This is a genomic window from Anaerotalea alkaliphila (assembly GCF_010179735.1).
Lineage (GTDB): Bacteria > Bacillota > Clostridia > Lachnospirales > Vallitaleaceae > Anaerotalea > Anaerotalea alkaliphila.
In genome coordinates, this window is sequence record NZ_JAAEEH010000002.1 from 68,561 (window position 1) to 86,717 (window position 18,157).

The 18,157-nt window shown below is 51.7% G+C and carries 16 protein-coding genes; 11 read left to right on the plus strand and 5 right to left on the minus strand.

The genetic code is table 11. The annotated features are described in order from the left end of the window. The first annotated feature begins 11 nt into the window (after positions 1 to 11). The gene (locus GXN74_RS01360; RefSeq protein WP_162369125.1) at positions 12 to 2,384 is read left to right on the plus strand and encodes an S-layer homology domain-containing protein; all 2,373 of its coding nucleotides are present in this window, start codon (positions 12 to 14) and stop codon (positions 2,382 to 2,384) included. A gap of 895 nt (positions 2,385 to 3,279) precedes the next feature. Here the strand turns inward: GXN74_RS01360 and GXN74_RS01365 are convergent. Then, positions 3,280 to 3,531, minus strand: a complete 252-nt coding sequence (locus GXN74_RS01365) for a hypothetical protein (protein ID WP_162369126.1) — start codon at positions 3,529 to 3,531, stop codon at positions 3,280 to 3,282. A 7-nt stretch (positions 3,532 to 3,538) separates the two neighbouring features. Beyond that, positions 3,539 to 3,673 (minus strand): hypothetical protein, encoded by a 135-nt coding sequence (locus GXN74_RS14675; protein WP_281355197.1) that lies wholly within the window; start codon positions 3,671 to 3,673, stop codon positions 3,539 to 3,541. Positions 3,674 to 4,462: 789 nt separating this feature from the next. Between GXN74_RS14675 and GXN74_RS01370 the strand changes: the two genes are divergently transcribed. After that, entirely contained in the window at positions 4,463 to 5,032 is a 570-nt protein-coding gene (locus GXN74_RS01370; RefSeq protein WP_162369127.1) for a DNA-3-methyladenine glycosylase I, read from the plus strand. A 332-nt stretch (positions 5,033 to 5,364) separates the two neighbouring features. Here GXN74_RS01370 and GXN74_RS01375 read toward each other — a convergent pair whose 3' ends face one another. Next, entirely contained in the window at positions 5,365 to 5,664 is a 300-nt protein-coding gene (locus GXN74_RS01375) for a hypothetical protein (RefSeq protein ID WP_162369128.1), read from the minus strand. A 486-nt stretch (positions 5,665 to 6,150) separates the two neighbouring features. Here GXN74_RS01375 and GXN74_RS14890 point away from each other — a divergent pair, with 486 nt between their 5' ends. The 5 genes from GXN74_RS14890 to GXN74_RS01400 all read left to right on the plus strand — a co-directional run bounded on the left by GXN74_RS14890 (position 6,151) and on the right by GXN74_RS01400 (position 10,989). Beyond that, positions 6,151 to 6,555: a DUF6431 domain-containing protein gene (locus GXN74_RS14890; RefSeq protein ID WP_425481800.1), complete on the plus strand. Its 405-nt coding sequence runs from the start codon at positions 6,151 to 6,153 to the stop codon at positions 6,553 to 6,555. Positions 6,556 to 6,644: 89 nt separating this feature from the next. Next, a complete protein-coding gene (locus GXN74_RS01385) occupies positions 6,645 to 7,889 on the plus strand; it encodes a DDE-type integrase/transposase/recombinase (protein WP_162369130.1) in 1,245 nt (414 codons plus the stop codon). A gap of 1,593 nt (positions 7,890 to 9,482) precedes the next feature. Continuing rightward, positions 9,483 to 10,052 (plus strand): DNA-3-methyladenine glycosylase I, encoded by a 570-nt coding sequence (locus GXN74_RS01390; RefSeq protein ID WP_162369131.1) that lies wholly within the window; start codon positions 9,483 to 9,485, stop codon positions 10,050 to 10,052. Positions 10,053 to 10,346: 294 nt separating this feature from the next. Beyond that, entirely contained in the window at positions 10,347 to 10,712 is a 366-nt protein-coding gene (locus GXN74_RS01395; RefSeq protein WP_162369132.1) for a type II toxin-antitoxin system RelE/ParE family toxin, read from the plus strand. Next, positions 10,687 to 10,989, plus strand: a complete 303-nt coding sequence (locus GXN74_RS01400) for a helix-turn-helix domain-containing protein (protein WP_343032780.1) — start codon at positions 10,687 to 10,689, stop codon at positions 10,987 to 10,989. The genes GXN74_RS01395 and GXN74_RS01400 overlap by 26 nt, the downstream gene beginning before the upstream one ends. A 416-nt stretch (positions 10,990 to 11,405) precedes the next feature. Here the strand turns inward: GXN74_RS01400 and GXN74_RS01405 are convergent, their stop codons facing one another. Continuing rightward, on the minus strand, positions 11,406 to 12,149 hold the full coding sequence (locus GXN74_RS01405) for a YkgJ family cysteine cluster protein (protein ID WP_162369133.1): 744 nt from the start codon (positions 12,147 to 12,149) through the stop codon (positions 11,406 to 11,408). Between the two features lie 191 nt (positions 12,150 to 12,340). Here GXN74_RS01405 and GXN74_RS01410 point away from each other — a divergent pair, with 191 nt between their 5' ends. Together GXN74_RS01410 and GXN74_RS01415 are read left to right on the plus strand one after the other, a co-directional pair. Further along, entirely contained in the window at positions 12,341 to 13,246 is a 906-nt protein-coding gene (locus GXN74_RS01410) for a DMT family transporter (protein WP_212505673.1), read from the plus strand. A 12-nt stretch (positions 13,247 to 13,258) separates the two neighbouring features. Beyond that, positions 13,259 to 14,443 (plus strand): winged helix DNA-binding domain-containing protein, encoded by a 1,185-nt coding sequence (locus GXN74_RS01415; protein WP_162369134.1) that lies wholly within the window; start codon positions 13,259 to 13,261, stop codon positions 14,441 to 14,443. A gap of 5 nt (positions 14,444 to 14,448) precedes the next feature. Here the strand turns inward: GXN74_RS01415 and GXN74_RS01420 are convergent, their stop codons facing one another. Then, positions 14,449 to 15,600 (minus strand): serine hydrolase domain-containing protein, encoded by a 1,152-nt coding sequence (locus GXN74_RS01420; RefSeq protein ID WP_162369135.1) that lies wholly within the window; start codon positions 15,598 to 15,600, stop codon positions 14,449 to 14,451. Positions 15,601 to 15,776: 176 nt separating this feature from the next. Between GXN74_RS01420 and hprK the strand changes: the two genes are divergently transcribed. Beyond that, positions 15,777 to 16,691, plus strand: a complete 915-nt coding sequence (hprK, locus tag GXN74_RS01425) for an HPr(Ser) kinase/phosphatase (protein WP_162369136.1) — start codon at positions 15,777 to 15,779, stop codon at positions 16,689 to 16,691. 354 nt (positions 16,692 to 17,045) lie between these two features. After that, positions 17,046 to 18,095, plus strand: coding sequence for a Wzz/FepE/Etk N-terminal domain-containing protein (locus tag GXN74_RS01430; RefSeq protein WP_162369137.1), 1,050 nt, complete (start codon positions 17,046 to 17,048; stop codon positions 18,093 to 18,095). The last annotated feature ends 62 nt before the right edge of the window (positions 18,096 to 18,157 follow it).

Consider the following 18,157-nt stretch of genomic DNA (forward strand, 5'->3'; position numbering starts at 1 on the left):
GGACACTTTTTATGAGAAATCTCAAAAAAGTAGTGGCGCTGGTACTTGCGTTCGCGTTGATGCTTTCAACCGCAACCGTATCTTTCGCCGCAACAGGTTATTCAGATCTCGAAAACGGAAAGACTCTCGAGTCCGTAAACCTGTTGACAACACTGGGTGTAATCAATGGTTACCCCGATGGCACATTCCAGCCTAATGGAATCGTAACAAGAGCAGAAATGGCCAAATTGACCATCGCAGCTCTGGGCTACACAAAGCTTGCCACAGGTACAACAAGCAGCTTCAGCGACATGTGGGCAGCACAATGGGCACAGGGATTCGTAGCTTTGGCTAACGGAACCGGAATCGTTATCGGATATCCCGACAACACATTCAAGCCCAACGCTCCTGTAACTTATGCAGAAGCGGCTACAATGATCGTAAGAGCTATTGGCTACACAGACGCTTCTCTGGGTGGCACATGGCCCAACAACTACCTTGCTAAAGCTATGGACATGAAATTGTTCGACGACGTAGAAATTGCTGGAACAGGTGCTAGAAGAGGCGACATCGCAATCATGATGTACAATGCGATTGATCAACAGATTGGCAAAGTGAACGCAGACAACGAGTGGGTTGCTAACGCAAACAACGACACCATGATCAAAAGACTTGGCGCTAAAGAACTTGCTAAGGATGTTATCACTGGAGAAGAAGACACAGTAATCAACCTGCGTCCTTGGGTTGGTGTGTATGCTTCCGGTTACATGAACGATGAAGATGAAATCATCCTGCTGAACCAAGAAGAGTCTGTTCTTGTTGGTGAGTTCGATGGAATCGGAACATTCGAAGTTGACGGAAAAGACTACACTGTTGCAGCTGCTGCACAAACAGCATTGATTTCTACATCTCCTGCCGCAATATTCTTCACGAATGGTGTGGTTGTAAACAGATACACTGTAGAAACTAGTGATGTTGAATACATGCTTGCAGCTAAAGTATCCGGATCTAGAATCACAGAAGTATATGCAATTTCTCAGTGGGTTGTCACAGAAGCTGATGTATTTACTACAGCTGATGCTGATGATATCTCCGAAGATCAAAAACTGTTTACAAGAGAATTTGAGCTTGATGATAATGACGAAATCGACATGAATTCATTTGAGCTTGTTGGTGTAGCTAGCCTGGACGATATTGAAAAAGACAATGTTGTTTATGTCTATGTTGGCGGAAGCTATATCACAAAAGTTGCGGTTGGAACTGAAACTGTAGCAGGAACAATCACAAGAATTAGCAGTGACAACAAAACATATACAATTGCTGGAAAAACTTATGACATTTCTTCAGAGTTCGTTGGCGTAGCTCAATCTACTGGAACAAAAGTAGACGTTAAGCTTGATGCATATGGCGAAATCTATGAAATGGAAGAAGCAGAAGATGCAGCAGGAACGGATTATGCAGTTGTTCTTGAAACTGGAAGTGGTGAGCCTGGATTGACTGGAAAAGATACTCTGGTTAAGATGTTCATCGCAGATGGAAGCTCTAAAGTGTTTGTTGTCGATGGTTCTAGCGACGATGTAGCATTTATGGCTAACGACTATGCATGGTTGAGTACTTTTATTGGAACAACTCCTGCAGCAACTCTGGTTAAGTATGGTGTTGATTCTAATGGGGAAGTTGACTACTTGCAAAGCGATCTTGTAGGAGACTACAATGTTGCAGCAGACATTTCCACAAGAGGATACTATAAAGGTTATGAAATTTCCACAAATGCATTGATTTATGTATACGATGGAAATGTTGAATCTGCTTCTCAAAAAGCTGACGACGACAACTATAGTGTTGTATCACGTTCAAGCATCTTGGGAACAGACAATGCTAAAGCTCAAATCATCCTGAATGACAACAACCAAATCGTTGCTATGCTGATTCTTGAAAGCGACACAATTGTTGATGGCTTGTATGGTGTAATCAACGAGTGGGCAAATGTTGATTCTGATGATTACGATTTTGAAGTTGTAATGTGGGTAGATGGCAAAGCAGTAACTTATGGTTATAAAGGAACTGTAGCACCATCCACACTTATTGCAAGCAAAGTATTGTACGAAATCAAAACAAATGCTAACGGAGTAATCACTGAGTTGGTTAATGTTGCAGCCGATGCAGATGACGATACTAGCGTTTATGAGATTGCGGCTACTGGAACAGGATTCACAGTAGAAGGATCTCAGTTGAAAAATGATGGTGTCTTTGTAAGAACACTGGATACTGATGTTATTGTTTACAAAGTTGATGGAAGCAAATACACTTTGGGATCCACAAGAGACATCAGAAGCTTCAGCACCCTTAGAGCATACGATGTAGTTGATGCAGACGGTGTTGTTGATGTAGTAGTTCTTTACTAAGAATTGCTAGTGGAAAAGAGGATGGGCCAACTGGCTCATCCTCTTTTTTTGGTGCGTCCGGCATGGGCGATAACTTGGTGGTGCAAGTCCACTACGCGCTTGGTAGCAGGAAGCGTTAGCTGAAGGTAGCAACCTCGCCGGGCCTCCAATCGTTTCGAGCAACCTCGCTGGGCTTCCGATTTATTCTCAGCTCGAGCAACCTCGCCCGGCTCGGCAGGGGCCAGGCCGTGCGTCTAAGCAATGTCGCACCATATAGTGGGAGGGAACCCCACCGGGTAAGGTAGACCAACCGCCCGTAGTTAGCCTTGGAGCTTGCCCGGCGACGGGTAAGTTTAAGCGTAGGCAAACAAGATAGCAGGCTGAAAGCTGAAAAGTTGAAGTGATTAAGCCCCGTAATCCCAAATCGGTGAAGGCAGATGCTCTGGTCTGAAGCAGAATGCAAAACCGCAGCAGACGCAAATGGTAAGAATGCTGCGGCTTCCCCGGGGTCGTTGAACTCGGCATGCTAGACATTGATATGGTGCGGTAACTTAGGAGACCCTAACAGCTCTTCGGGTGCAGACCTGGAGTACGCATAACAAGCGATAATAAAGCGAGGAAGGCGGAAGGCGTTAGGGAGTCGGACTGTGTAATAGTACTGATGAAACGGGGTAATTCCCGCGGAGGGAAGGACACAGCATACGAGCAACCTCGCCGGGGCGAGTGATCTTTTCATACCGCAAGGGGAAAGCCCCGTCGAGGAAAGGGGCCAGGCCCCCTCAATTATTATTAAATCGGCGGGAAACGCTTGACAAGACTTGCGCTTCAGGAAGGACCAGCCGATCGACTGGTCCTTTGCCATGCCGGAGAGCAGCAAGGAGAGTGACCGCTTTTCCTGGAGGCATCGTGTTGGCGGCTATCGACTGGTGTTGCCCTCGGATATGTTCCTGCTGTTTGCCAGAAGGCCTGCAGCGATTGCGGTCAGGATGGCGATAGTCAGCTTCAGCTCCCAATTGTGCAGGAAGTTTTCAAGAAAATAATTGGTTCCGTCCTGAACGCCTGCAGTTCCGGCCAGGGGCGCAAGCTTTATTCTGAAAGAAGGTAGGAAGCCGATTGAGATGTACACCAAAAGCAGGGCGAGTACAAATGCTTGTTTGTAATTTCTCATCACGCCATCATAGGAGCGTCCGAAGGCGCGCCATCAGTCCATCCCGGTCCAAGGTGGAATAGGCCTGGTACCAGGGGTCATCAAACCCGTCCCGCTGGACAAAATAGTCGTAGATGAAATAAAACAGCGGATACTGCCGCAACTCGACCACCTCTTGGGATGGAAGGGCAGAGAAACAACCTCGCCGGGCTTCCAATCTTTTCCAACAAGTTGGCAACCTCGCCCGGCTCGGCAGGGGCCAGGCCCCCTCAATTATTATTAAATCGGCGGGAAACGCTTGACAAGACTTGCGCTTCAGGAAGTACCAGCCGATCGACTGGTCCTTTGCCATGCCGGAGAGCAGCAAGGAGAGTGACCGCTTTTCCTGGAGGCATCGTGTTGGCGGCTATCGACTGGTGTTGCCCTCGGATATGTTCCTGCTGTTTGCCAGAAGGCCTGCAGCGATTGCGGTCAGGATGGCGATAGTCAGCTTCAGCCCCCAATTGTGCAGGAAGTTTTCAAGAAAATAATTGGTTCCGTCCTGAACGCCTGCAGTTCCGGCCAGGGGCGCAAGCTTTATTCCAACAACCTCCCCGGGCCTCCAATCTTTTCCAACAAGTTGGCAATTTCGCCCGGCTCGGCAGGGGCCAGGCCCCCTCAATTATTATTAAATCGGCGGGAAACGCTTGACAAGGCTTACGCTTCAGGAAGGACCAGCCGATTGGCTGGTCCTTTGTCATGCCGGAGAGCAGCCAGCGGGGTTTCGCATTTTCAATGCGAGAAAGGGCGGCATGAAGACCGGCACTAAGCCACTGGACTGTTTGTAAATGTTGAATTCTGCCCTAGGATATGATACTGTGACCTTATCCCCCAGGGGGATAGGGAGGGATCATGTGTAGGGATAACAAGCATACTTTAGTAAGATAACTCCTATTGAAACGAAAGGAGAAAAATGATAGTCAAACGATGTTTCGGTGATCAAGAAGGACAGGAAGATTATGCCAAGTATCACGATACAGAATGGGGAATTCCGCTTCACGATGATCAGGAGCTATTTGAGTTTCTGATTCTGGAAGGGGCTCAGGCAGGATTGAGTTGGTACACCATATTAAAGAGAAGAGAAGGCTATAGAAAAGCATTTCATCACTTTGATCCAAAAAAAGTTGCTGCTATGACCGATGAAGAGTTGGAAGCGCTTCGGGAGGATGCAGGAATTATTCGAAACCGTCTCAAAATCCATTCCGCACGGAAGAATGCACAGGTGTTCCTTCAACTCCAAGAGGAATTTGGTAGCTTTGATGCCTATCTTTGGGGATTTGTTGAGGGAAAACCGATTGTGAATCACTATGATGATATGTGTCAGATTCCTGCATCTACAGCGGAAAGCGACAAATTGTCAAAAGATTTAAGAAAACGTGGAATGTCTTTTGTGGGCAGTACGATCATGTATGCCTATATGCAAGCAGTGGGATTGGTTGATGATCATTTGGAAAGTTGTTTCACCAGACAAAAGGAGGAATAGAGCAATCTCGCCGGAGAGCAGCAAGGAGAGTGACCGCTTTTCCTGGAGGGATCGTGATGACGGGAGATTGTACGGCGATGGATGGAAATCCGAGTTTCAAAGAAAATAGCAAGATGAAAATGCCGAGAACCCCCTGATTGCAAGGGTTCTCGGCATTTTACATGCGGGAAAAAGTGATATAAAAACAGGTACTAAGTGAACTGGTGTGGAATTTGAGGTGGCGGCTATCGACTGGTGTTGCACTCGGATGTGTTGCGTGTTCGTAATTTCTCATCACTCCATAAATCAAAACCACTAGCGAAATCACAATAAGGCTGATGCCCAAGGCCATGTCACAGGAGCGTCCTAAGCCGCGCCATCAGTCTATCCCGGTCCAAGGTGGAATACGCCTGGTACCAGGGGTCGTCAAACCCGTCCCGCTGGACAAAATAGTCGTAGAGGTAATAAAACAGCGGATACTGCCGCAACTCGACCACCTCTTGGGATGGAAGGGCAGAGGGGTCGGGGGTGATTTCACTGACGGAAAGGATTTCCTTCTGGAAGGACTGGAGATCCGCTTGCCAACGTCTGGCCGAGGCGGCAGAACGCATTTCGGAACAAACGGCGCCCTGGTCCCAGGTATCGGTGAACAAACAACCTCGCCGGGCTTCCAATCTTTTCCAACAAGTTGGCAACCTCGCCCGGCTCGGCAGGGGCCAGGCCCCCTCAATTATTATTAAATCGGCGAGCAACCTCGCCGGGGCGAGTGATCTTTTCATACCGCAAGGAGGAAGGCCCCGTCGAGGAAAGGGGCCAGGCCCCCTCAATTATTATTAAATCGGCGGAGAACGCTTGACAAGGCTTTAGCTGTTTTTGACCAGTTGAAATGACTTTAAAAAGAATTGATTGCCTGTCGCAGAATTGATTAGTATACTGTCATTAAAAAAGAAAAGGAAAAACCCCAAGGAACTCATCTTCGCAGGATCGCGTTCCTCGGGGCCAACCGTGATGATAATTATATCAAAATACACGCTGATGTACAACGAGGAACTTGATTTTTTTATCTTACGGGACAAGAAACAGACGGGATCTGTCCGGAATGCGGTTCTGACCTGACCTATCGCGACAGCCGCCTGCGCATATGCCGCCAATACGGTGGACACAAAAGCCGCATCCAGATTCGAAGGATGAAATGCAGCTGTGGACGACTCCACAACGAGCTGCCGGATTGTCTTGTCCCGCACAAACACTATGCATGCACCGTCATTGAAGATGTCCTGGATGGCGTGTCGACGCCATCCGACCTTCCCAGCGAGGATCATCCCTGCGAAGCAACCATGGGACGCTGGCAGAATTTCCTGAAGCGAAACACACTGCGGATTGAAGGAATGCTCCGCAGCATAGGGCATTCGCTGCTTGGCTTTTCCGACGAGCTTTTGTCGGCCGGCATATCCCTTGTGGAATTCCTGCGCCGGATGGGAAGCGGTTGGCTCCCTGTCCTTGTCCGCCCTATCTACAATGCGGGGCATCGGCTGCGGCCGTGACCGCCCACCCTGTGCACCTGATTTGTTTTGTTGTCGGATTTCCCATCGTGCTATGATACCTCCATCAATAGATCAGGAGGAACCAAACCATGACAACGGATACCGAAAACTGGCGGGATGAAGCCGCGCTGAACCGGCACCAGATGATTTCGCCATTGCTGGACGAAACGCTCGATCCGCAGAAGAGACAGATGCTCCGCGAACGGCAGGCCGAGAAATACGGCTGTTCCGTCAGAAGCATCCAACGCTATGAGCATGCCTACCGTAAAAACGGCTTTTCCGGACTGAAGCCCTGCCCCCAGAAAAGAAAGCCCTCTCCAAAACTGCCGGCGGATTTCGGCGAGCTGGTTCAGGAGGCGATCCTGTTGAAACGCGAGGTGCCGACGCGCAGCGTCCAGCAGATCATCCGGATTCTCGAAATGGAGGGGAGGGTCGAACCCGGCATCCTCACGCGCCCCACGTTGCAACGATATCTGTACAACGCCGGTTTCGGCAAGAAACAGATGAGGAGATATGTGGAGGCGAAAAACAACGGTGCCGGACGATTCGCCAAACCCCATCGCATGATGCTGATCCAAGCGGACCTGAAATACGGGCCGAAACTGCCGATTGGAAAGAACGGCGCCAAGGTCCAGACCTACCTTTCCGCCGCCATAGATGACTGCACACGATACATCGTGGCGTCCGGATTCTATGACAACCAGGAGGCCACCATCGTGGAGGACACCTTCCGAAAGGCCATCCTAAAACACGGCAAGTTTGATGCAGCCTATCTGGACAATGGAAAGCAATATGTCTCAAGGCAGCTGCGGACCAGCTGCGCCAAGCTGGGGATCCGGTTGATCCACCACAAACCGTATACCGCAAAGTCCAAGGGCAAGATCGAGAAGTTCAACGATTCGGTCAACGCCTTCATCGCAGAGACAAAAGCGGCCAAGGTCAAAACCCTCGAGGAGCTGAACCGGCTGTGGCAGATCTGGCTGGACGCCTATTATCATGACAGTCCGCACAGCGCACTGGGGGAGGGCGTATCACCGGCCATGGCCTTCAACCGGGACAGCAGGCACCTGACGTTCCTGGATGTCGGCCTGGTCGCCGAAGCGTTCCTCCACCACGAAACACGCATGGTGGACCGGGAGCAACCTCGCTGGGCTTCCGATTTATTCTCAGCTCGAGCAACCTCGCCCGGCTCGGCAGGGGCCAGGCCCCCTCAATTATTATTAAATCGGCAGGAAACGCTTGACAAGGCTTATGCTTCAGGAAGGACCAGTCGATCGGCTGGTCCTTTGCCATGCCGGAGAGCAGCAAGGATAGAACCTCACCGGGGCGAGTGATCTTTTCATTCCATAAGGAGGAAGGCCCCGTCGAGGAAAGGGGCGAGCAACCTCGCCGGGGCGAGTGATCTTTTCTGGCAACCTCGCCCGGCTCGGCAGGGGCCAGGCCCCCTCAATTATTATTAAATCGGCGGGAAACGCTTGACAAGACTTACGCTTCAGGAAGGACCAGCCGATCGGCTGGTCCTTTGTCATGCCGGAGAGCAGCAAGGAGAGAGTGACCGCTTTTCCTTGAGGGATCGTGCTGACGGGGCATTGTAGGGCGATGGACGGAAATCCGGGTTTCAAAGAAAATGGTAAGATAAAAACGCCGAGAACCCTTGCAATCAGAGGTTTCTCGGCATTTTCCATGCGGGAAAAAGTGATATAAAAACCGGTGCTAAGTCACCTTGCTCTATCAAGAACAGGCGCTTGTTTGTTTAGAATAGATCGCTATGTGTTCCCGTTCGTGTGAGATAGAGCAACCTCGCCGGGGCGAGTGATCTTTTCATTCCATAAGGGGGAAGGCCCCGTCGAGGAAAGGGGCCAGGCCCCCTCAATTATTATTAAATCGGCGGGAAACGCTTGACAAGGCTTACGCTTCAGGAAGGATCAGCCGATCGGCTGGTCCTTTGTCATGCCGGAGAGAAGCCAGCGGGGTTTCGCATTTTCCATGCGAGAAAGAGCGGCATGAAGACCGGTACTAAGCCACTGGACTGGTTGTAAATGTTGAATTCTGCCCTAGGATATGATACTGTGACCTTATCCCCCAGGGGGATAGGGGGGATTATGTGTAGGGAACAACCTCGCCGGGGCGAGTGATCTTTTCATTCCATAAGGGGGAAGGCCCCGTCGAGGAAAGGGGCCAGGCCCCCTCAATTATTATTAAATCGGCGGGAAACGCTTGACAAGGCTTACGCTTCAGGGAGGACCAGTCAATTGGCTGGTCCTTTGTCATGCCGGAGAACAGGCTGGCAGGTAGAAAATAAAACAATCTTCCCATTGAAATAAGTTATCGTATATCCTGTCTTTGACAGTTGTAGAATCTAAAAAGCTTGGAAACCCTTAAGGATAGGGGCTTTCAAGCTTTTTCTGTTCAAGAGGAAGTGCGTACTTTCTTCATTGTTTGGTAAGCTTTTGGATTTTTTTCATTTCTGGTGCCTTCACGATCTGGTAATCTGTTCTGAAACCAAATGCCTCGTGTAAGTCATCGGAAACAACCTCGCCGGGCTTCCAATCTTTTCGAGCAACCTCGCCGGGCTTCCAATCTTTTCCAACAAGTTGGCAACCTCGCCCGGCTCGGCAGGGGCCAGGCCCCCTCAATTATTATTAAATCGGCGGGGAACGCTTGACAAGGCTTATGCTTCAGGAAGGGCCAGCCGATTGGCTGGTCCTTTGTCATGCCGGAGAGAAGCCAGCGGGGTTTCGCATTTTCCATGCGAGAAAGAGCGGCATGAAGACCGGTGCTAAGCCACTGGACTGTTTGTAAATGTTGAATTCTGCCCTAGGATATGATACTGTGACCTTATCCCCCAGGGGGATAGGGAGGGGTCATGTGTAGGGATAACAAGCATACTTTAGTAAGATAACTCCTATTGAAACGAAAGGAGAAAAATGATAATCAAACGATGTTTCGGTGATCAAGAAGGACAGGAAGATTATGCCAAGTATCACGATACAGAATGGGGAATTCCGGTTCACGATGATCAGGAGCTATTTGAGTTTCTGATTCTGGAAGGGGCTCAGGCAGGATTGAGTTGGTACACCATATTAAAGAGAAGAGAAGGCTATAGAAAAGCATTTCATCACTTTGATCCAAAAAAAGTTGCTGCTATGACCGATGAAGAGTTGGAAGCGCTTCGGGAGGATGCAGGAATTATTCGAAACCGTCTCAAAATCTACTCCGCACGGAAGAATGCACAGGTGTTCCTTCAACTCCAAGAGGAATTTGGTAGCTTTGATGCCTATCTTTGGGGATTTGTTGAGGGAAAACCTATTGTGAATCACTATGATGATATGCGTCAGATTCCTGTATCTACAGCGGAAAGCGACAAATTGTCAAAAGATTTAAGACAACGTGGAATGTCTTTTGTGGGCAGTACAATCATGTATGCCTATATGCAAGCAGTGGGATTGGTTAATGATCATTTGGAAAGTTGTTTCACCAGACAAAAGGAGGAATAGAGTAACCTCGCCGGAGAGAAGCAAGTACCAACCTCGCCGGGCTTCCAATCTTTTCCAACAAGTTGGCAACCTCGCCCGGCTCGGCAGGGGCCAGGCCCCCTCAATTATTATTAAATCGGCGGAGAACGCTTGACAAGGCTTTAGCTTCAGAAAGGACCAGTCGATTGGCTGGTCCTTTGTCATGCCGGAGAACAGGCTGGCAGGTGGAAAATAAAAAAATCTTCCCATTGAAACATATTATCGTATGTGATAACATATAATCATAAAGAAGGCACTATGTGTGGAGGTGAACGCTTGGGATACGATGTAGAATTCTATGCTAAAGAAAATGGGAGTATCCCAGTACAGGAATTTCTTCTATCTTTAAATCCCAAAATGAGAGCAAAGGTATTCAGTGAAATCGAATTATTGGAAACCCACGGTCCCAACCTAAGAGAGCCTTACGTTAAGCCGGTCAAGGGAAAGATCTATAAGGGTTTATTCGAATTGCGAATCAAGTTTTCTACGGATATCAGCAGAATCTTTTATTTTGGCTATCGAGACAATACATACGTGCTTTTGCATGGTTTTACCAAAAAGACACAAAAGACGCCTGTAAGGGAGCTGGACAAAGCTAAGCGATACATGGAAGATTATGAAAGAAGGTGTAATGATGGCTAAGGCTGGTGTTAAGTTTGAGATGATTAAAGAAAACTTGATGAAGGACAAAGAGTTCCAAATCGAGTATGAAAAGTTGAAGCCTCGATATGAGGTGATTTCTCAAATAATTGAAGCAAGAAGCGAGATGAATATTACCCAGGAAGAACTGGCAATGCGTGTAGGAACTCAGAAATCCAATATTTCAAGGTTTGAAAGCGGTTCACAGAACCCAACCTTGGATTTCATAGTAAAAGTTGCTAGGGGATTGGGAAAAGAAGTGCATATTGAGATTAGGTAGAGCAACCTCGCCCGGCTCGGCAGGGGCCAGGCCCCCTCAATTATTATTAAATCGGCGGGCAACGCTTGACAAGGCTTACGCTTCAGGAAGGACCAGTCGATTGGCTGGTCCTTTGTCATGCCGGAGAGAAGCAAGGAGAGAGTACCCGATTTTCCTGGAGGTATCGTGTTGAGGGCGCATTGTACGGGGATGGATGGAAATCCGAGTTTCAAAGAAAATGGCAAGATAAAAATACCGAGAACCCTTGCAATCAGAGGGTTTTCGGTATTTTCCATGCGGGAAAAAGTGATATAAAAACCGGTACTAAGTGAACTGGTGTGAAATTTGAGTTGGCGGCTATCGACTGGCGTTTTCCCATCACTCCATAAATCAAAACCACCAGTGAAATCACAATAAGGCTGATGCCCAAGGCCATGTCATAGGAGCGTCCGAAGCCGCGCCATCAGTCCATCCCGGTCCAAGGTGGAATAGGCCTGGTACCAGGGGTCGTCAAACCCGTCCCGCTGGACAAAATAGTCGTAGAGGTAATAAAACAGCGGATACTGCCGCAACTCGACCACCTCTTGGGATGGAAGGGCAGAGGGATCGGGGGTGATTTCACTGACGGAAAGGATTTCCTTCTGGAAGGACTGGAGATCCGCTTGCCAACGTCTGGCCGAGGCGGCAGAGCGCATTTCGGAACAAACGGCGCCCTGGTCCCAGGTATCGGTGAACGAGCTCCCCGTGGTGCGGCAAATCAAGGGACGAACGGGGTAAATGGTGCAGCTGCCCTGTGCGGAGAGAAACAGGCAGGGGATATGGATCTCATAACGGGCATCATCGTTGAAATAGCTCTCGGAATCGAAATCCTGCCCGTCGTCTTCCTGGAAATAGGCCTGATAAAAACCAGGGAACTGTTCCTTCAACATCCCGACTGCCTGTCTTGCATGCAGGATTAGACGGGCCAAGGCATCGTTGCTGCAGGTTCTTTCCAAATGCCGCATGATGCCCATGTACTCCAGTTCGGATATTTCGAAAAATTGGGAGCAACAGGAAGAGCAGCCCTTGGCACAACGCATTTTGCGGCGGGCATTGGGAGTTGCTGCATAGTGTGTCCGGATGGCGTCGTCGATTCTGTCGTATAAGCCGACCAATGCGTCAAGCGCGGTCATTATGGCCATGGTTGCCTCCTTGCAAGGGTGGTCGCCCGCTGTACGGGCAAGATGGATGGACTCCATTATAATATGGTTGCCATCCGGACCGCAAGACCTGCGGCAATAAGTCAAGAAAAAAACCGTTGCTGACGTACATGTTGAACTCTGCCGCAGGATATGATAATGTTGCCTTATCACCTAGGGGAGAAGGAGGGATTATGCGTAGCGACAACGGGCATGCTTCGGCAAGTGGATCATCAGACAAACGAAACGCGGCCATCATGTATGCGATTGCAGCTGCGGCCTTTTACGCGCTGAGCGCACCGGTCTCCAAAATCCTTTTGGCCGGTATGGCGGAAACAATCCTTGCCGGCCTGTTGTATTTGGGTGCCGGCATTGGCATGTTAATCTTATCCGGCATCCAAAAAAAGGCCAAATTCATTTCCTCGGAAGTCCCTTTGGGCCGAGCGGAGCTGAAGTATGTTGTCGCAATGGTCCTGCTGGACATTCTGGCTCCGATCCTCCTGCTGGTCGGATTGCGGACCACCGCGGCCGCAAACGTATCCTTGTTGAACAATTTTGAAATTGTGGCAACAACCTTGATTGCAAGTCTTGCATTCAAGGAGCATGTCTCAAAGAAACTTGGCTTGGGAATTGCGCTTGTTACCCTCGCGACCCTGCTCTTGAGCATCCATGATGAAGGCAGCCTGTCCTTTTCCATGGGATCCATATCTATCTTGCTTGCATGTGTCTGTTGGGGCCTGGAAAACAACTGTACACGCATGATTTCCAGCAAGGACACAAAGCAGATTGTGATCATCAAGGGCCTCGGCTCCGGCTTGGGGGCCTTGGGCATCGGCTTGTCTCTTGGCGAAACTTTACCGGAACCAGGAATTCTGGGGATTGCGTTGTCGCTGGGGTTTGCGGCATATGGATTGAGCGTATATTTTTATGTCAAAGCACAAAGGCACCTTGGCGCATCCAAAACCAGCGCATATTACGCGTTCGCTCCGTTCCTTGGTGTCGCCTTGTCGATTGCGGTGTTGCATGAAATCCCGGGGCCGAGCTTCTGGATTGCGCTGGTCATCATGCTTATCGGTTCGCGTTTCACAAATCAAGGATAGGAGAGGGGATCCATGACAGAGATGAAGGTTCAGAATATCAGGCTGTTCCGCCTGCATGCGCATCATCTGGATGTGCGGCGCAAAAAGGGGTGCATCCCTGAAATCGCAGGTGCCTGCGGGATGCAGAACACGCCCCCCGGCGCGTGGGAAACCTCGCTGTTCAACCGTGTTTCCGACTGCAGCCTTTCGGACATGAAGGCGCTCCTTTTTCCGGAAAAATCGCTCTTGCAGGCGTGGAGCTTTCGTGGCGCGCCTGTGGTGTTCCCTGTGGGAGAAAGCGATGCATTTCTGACCGCACTCGTTCCAAGGGACGGCGAAGACTGGATCTACACCCAGGGAATTGCGGGGGCGCTAGACTTCTTGCAGATGCCTTTTGGCGAACTGCTGGACAAACTGAAACAAGTCATGCCGCTCTTGGATGACAGAACCATAGAAAGCAAAAGCGGCCTTGACCGGACAATGGCGGAATGGATGTTGCCGCTCCTGCCCATGGAAAAACGGGATCTGTGGAACAGCCCCTCCCTGTATGGGACACCTGACCGCCAGACGGTTGGTGGAGCGGTGGTGTCCTTCCTGCTGCGGCCATGCGCCTTCTTGGGGTTGGTGGTGTTCGGGGAGCGCGCAGGTGCCAGCCCTGCCTTCACCTCCTACAAGGGCTGGCTGGGGCATCCGCTTGATCCCGGTGAGGATGCGGCAGGGAAGCTGGTCCGGAAATTCCTGCACTGTTATGGCCCCGCTACCGCCGATGCGTTCGCAAGCTGGCTGGGCTGTTCGGTAAAGCAAGCGCGGCGCATGTGGGAATCCGTTTCCGATGAAATGGAACCGGTCGAGACATGCGGCGGGAAGAAAGCCTTTGTATTATCTGCAGACAAGGACTTGCTGCGTTCTCCGCCTTCCGTGCAAAGGGAACTGCTCCTCCTCGGCGGCCATGACCCCTACCTTGACCAGCGTGACCGGCACATCCTGCTGGACGACAAGGCGCTTCAAAAAAAGGTTTGGCAAACGGCAGCCAATCCGGGCGTCATCCTGCAGCGGGGTGAAATCATCGGCATTTGGGCGGGCAAAAGGAAGGGCGCGGGCATAGAAATCAAGATGACCTTGTGGGACGATGCGTCCGCGTCCAAACAAAAGCTTCAAGACCTGGCGGAAGAATACGTTGCCTTCCGGCAACAGAAACTGTTGAAGATGGAGCTATAGACATTTCAATTCCCCTTCCGCAGACCGGTTCCCAGCCGTCCGGCCAGGGGAGGCACAATCCGGAAAGGCGCCGCTGCCGCGGTTGCCTGGCTGACGGTGCCCGCAAAGAGCATGTCCGTTTCCGGGCAATGGAAGAGCCAGGAGCCGACCGCCCCGGTATGCCCCACCAGGGCGGGCGGCGCACCCAACGGGGAAAGGAAGCGGGGCGTCTCGAAACGCATCATGCCCATCCCATACTGGATGGGCCAGCCGGGCGCCAAGGGGCTGAAGCCGAAAGCGAAGGTCTGCCACCCGCCCCGCATCAGCCCCAAAGTTTCGGGATTTTCGAACAGTTTCCCTTCCAGCAGTCCCCGGAGGAACGCAATCTGGTCCTTCAGGGTGCTGTACAGGTCCCCGAAAGAGCGCATGGCCAGGGGTTTGTCGTCGAAGGGGATGTCCTGCACCCAGGTGGTCGCCATGGCCGTTCCGGGTTGTAGTGGAGACTTGCCGCCGGGAAGGAAGGTTTCGGCCAATCCCAGGGGCCTGAAAATCAAATCCGCATAGACGTCCTCCACGGGTTTCTTCGTCACCGACTCCAGGATGGCGATGAGAATCTGGTAATTGGTGTCGGAGTACCGGATCCGGTACTTTCCACGGCGCAGGTCCTGGGGAGCGAACAGGGGCTTGTTCGCCCTGGCGACCGCCTGCAGGATGTCCCCCACCGACCAAGACCTGTCTTTGCCGGCAAGCACCCGGTCGATCCAGGTCTCCCCGCCTTCGAGCTTTAGTTCCAGGTAGTCGGGTATCCCGGAAGCGTGGGTGAGCAGATGCCGGATGGTCAGCCGGTCATGGAAATCCGTCCCATCCACCACATGGACCCCCTTCATCAGGTCCGCCGGGAGGTGGCGGACCACCAGGTCGTCGACGGAAAGCTGGCCGGATTCCTGTAGCCGGAGGATGGCGGAGGCGATGTAAAGCTTGGTCACACTGGCGATCCAGAACGGCGTTCCGACCTCTACAAGGGTCCCGTCGGGGTTTGCGGCGCCCTTGGCGCCCGCCCACTGGAAAGTCCCGTCGCGGCTTTCCGCAGCCAGGAAGGCGTGGCGCACGCCGCGCACCTTTCCTAGCCGGTCCAAGGAACTTTCCAGCAATCGGTTGTAGGATTCTTCCAAACGCATGATGCAACCTCCTTTGGTATGTTCGCACTAGTTTCCCTTGCCATAAGCATCCCCCAGAATCGGACTGCTGTCAACTGGAAATTCTTGACAAAAGGCGGAGGCCCACTCCCCAAGAGGGACCATATGGTATATAATGGGGAAGATACCTGCATGACACCGGAAGGAGAGGATACCTTATGAAACTGAAACAGATCATTGATGCCTTCAAGCTGAAAGTCTTGTCGGAAGGACCGGAAGACATGGAGGTCGTCATCGCCAACGTGAACCGTTGCGGCATGAATCTTGGTGGATTCTATGGCCATTTCGATGAAAGGAGGGTCCAAATCATCGGCAAAGCCGAGCATGCCCTGCTGGAAACCTTTTCCCCGGATGAATACCAGCGTGCCATGGTCACCCTCCTGGACAAGGAGATTCCCGGCATAATCCTGACCAACGACTTGACCCTGTCCGATGAGGTCATCGACTACGCCAGGAAATCCAGGAAATGGATATTGTCCACGGAAAGGGAAACCTCCGATTATCTCATTGACCAGGCCCTCTACCTCCAGAACCAGCTGGCGCCTTCCATCACGATCCACGGCGTGCTCCTGGACCTGTTCGGCATCGGTGTCCTGATCAAAGGCGACAGCGGCATCGGAAAGAGCGTCACCGCCATCGAGCTCATCCGCCGCGGACACCTGTTCGTTGCCGACGATGTGGTCATCGTGAAGAAGCTCAGCTCCCACCTGCTGGTTGGCGAGCCCCAGCAACTCACCAAGAACCTGATTGAATGCCGGGGGGTGGGGATTGTGAACGTGAACTCCCTCTTTGGAAAAAGCGCCGTCCGCCAGTCGGCCACCATCGACATGATCATCGGCCTGCACAAATGGGACGATGAAAAGAACTACAAGGGCATTGGTGAGGTGATCGAGACGGAAACCCTGATGGGTGTGGAATTGCCGGTCATCAACATCCCAGTCAAACCCGGCCAGCTGGTTCCAACCTCCATCATCGAAATCGGTGCATTGAACCTGCGCCAGAACCAGATGGGCTACAACACCGCCAGAGAGCTGCTCAAGAGCGTAAGGTCCATGATGTCGCCGGGTGCCTAATGCGCACTTGGGGACAGACCCCAAGTGCGCATCCTGGGTGTCTTGGCCGTCATCATCTTCTCCATAACCGAAAGCGCAGACGGGGATAAAAGGAAGCTTTCCGACTAGGTCAACCTGGCACTGATCCTCCTTGCCTGCCATTGTGTTCCGGCTCTCCTCCTATGGGTTCACGCCCAACAGGATCGCTGTCTTGGGGGTGAATCTGCTGGTCTGGGCGGCATTCGTCATTGTCATCTTTCCGCTGGCATTCAGGTAACAATGCGCACTTGGGGACAGACCCCAAGTGCGCATTCCTTTTTTTTCGGGTTTGTGGTATAATTTGTTTTCGTATGATAAAAGAGGAGGCGACAGGAAATGAGTGAACCGGTACAGCAGCACGAACACGAGTATGACGAGATCAGCATCAAGGAATTGATACTGGCGGTGTGGGGACAGAGGAAGGTCGTGGTGGCTGTGGCCGCGCTGGTGTTCGCCCTGGCCGCCGTTTATGCGTTTGCGTTCAATTCGCCCAGCTATGAATCCTCCACGGGGCTGATCATGAAGGCTCCCAAGGAGATTGTGACCCGCTACGGGAGCTACACCTTTCCCTCCGAGAACATCGGGGATTACACCAACTACATCTACAGCACGGATGTGGCCCGCAGGCTGATCGGAAAGCACCAGCTGGGAATGACGGAGGAACAGTTCAACCGGATGGTCCAGGTGGACCTGGTGAAGGATTCCAACCAGTTTGCCATCAAGGTCAGCCATGAAGACCCGGAAACCGCCTACACCTTGAACAAGGACCTGGTGGACGCATTCATCCAGAACCTGCGGATCGCCTTCAAGACCAATGCGGTCCGGACCTTCTCCTCGGAGATGGAGACAGAAACCGCCCGGCTGGAGAATGAGATCCGGGTCCAGGAGAAGATCCTGGTGGGCCTCACGGAGGTTCTGGAATCCGTCGAGCCCGTGTACACCCTCCAGAGGCTGCTGGTCTCCGACCCGGTGACCGCCGCCCAAGTGGCCAACCGGTTCAACCTGGACCTGGCTTCCCTTTCCGACGACAGGATGGTGGAAGAGTTCGCCAACGAGAACTACTTCCTGGTCCAGGCCCAAGCCTTGGAGGTCCAGACCGCACTTGTCAAGCTTAGGGAGGAGCAGGCAAACAAGCAATTGCTGAAGCAGGAGCTGGTGGAGGAGCAGCAGTTGCTGACGGAGCTTCTGGACACCCCCAAGGAAGGGGAAATCCTGAACGGGAAGCTGGACGTGCTGGCCAACAACCTGCTGATCACCTCCCCGCCAATCCTGCCCCAGAGCCCGGTGGGCACAGGCAAGATGCTGATCCTGGCCATCGGAGCGGTGCTGGGAGCCATGATGGGACTGTTCGTGGGCTTTTTCCTCCACTACTGGAAGAACAGCTAGACTTGCTTGACATGACCCTGAAGCAACCGTATAATGAATGTACAGGATACTGTACTTAAGGA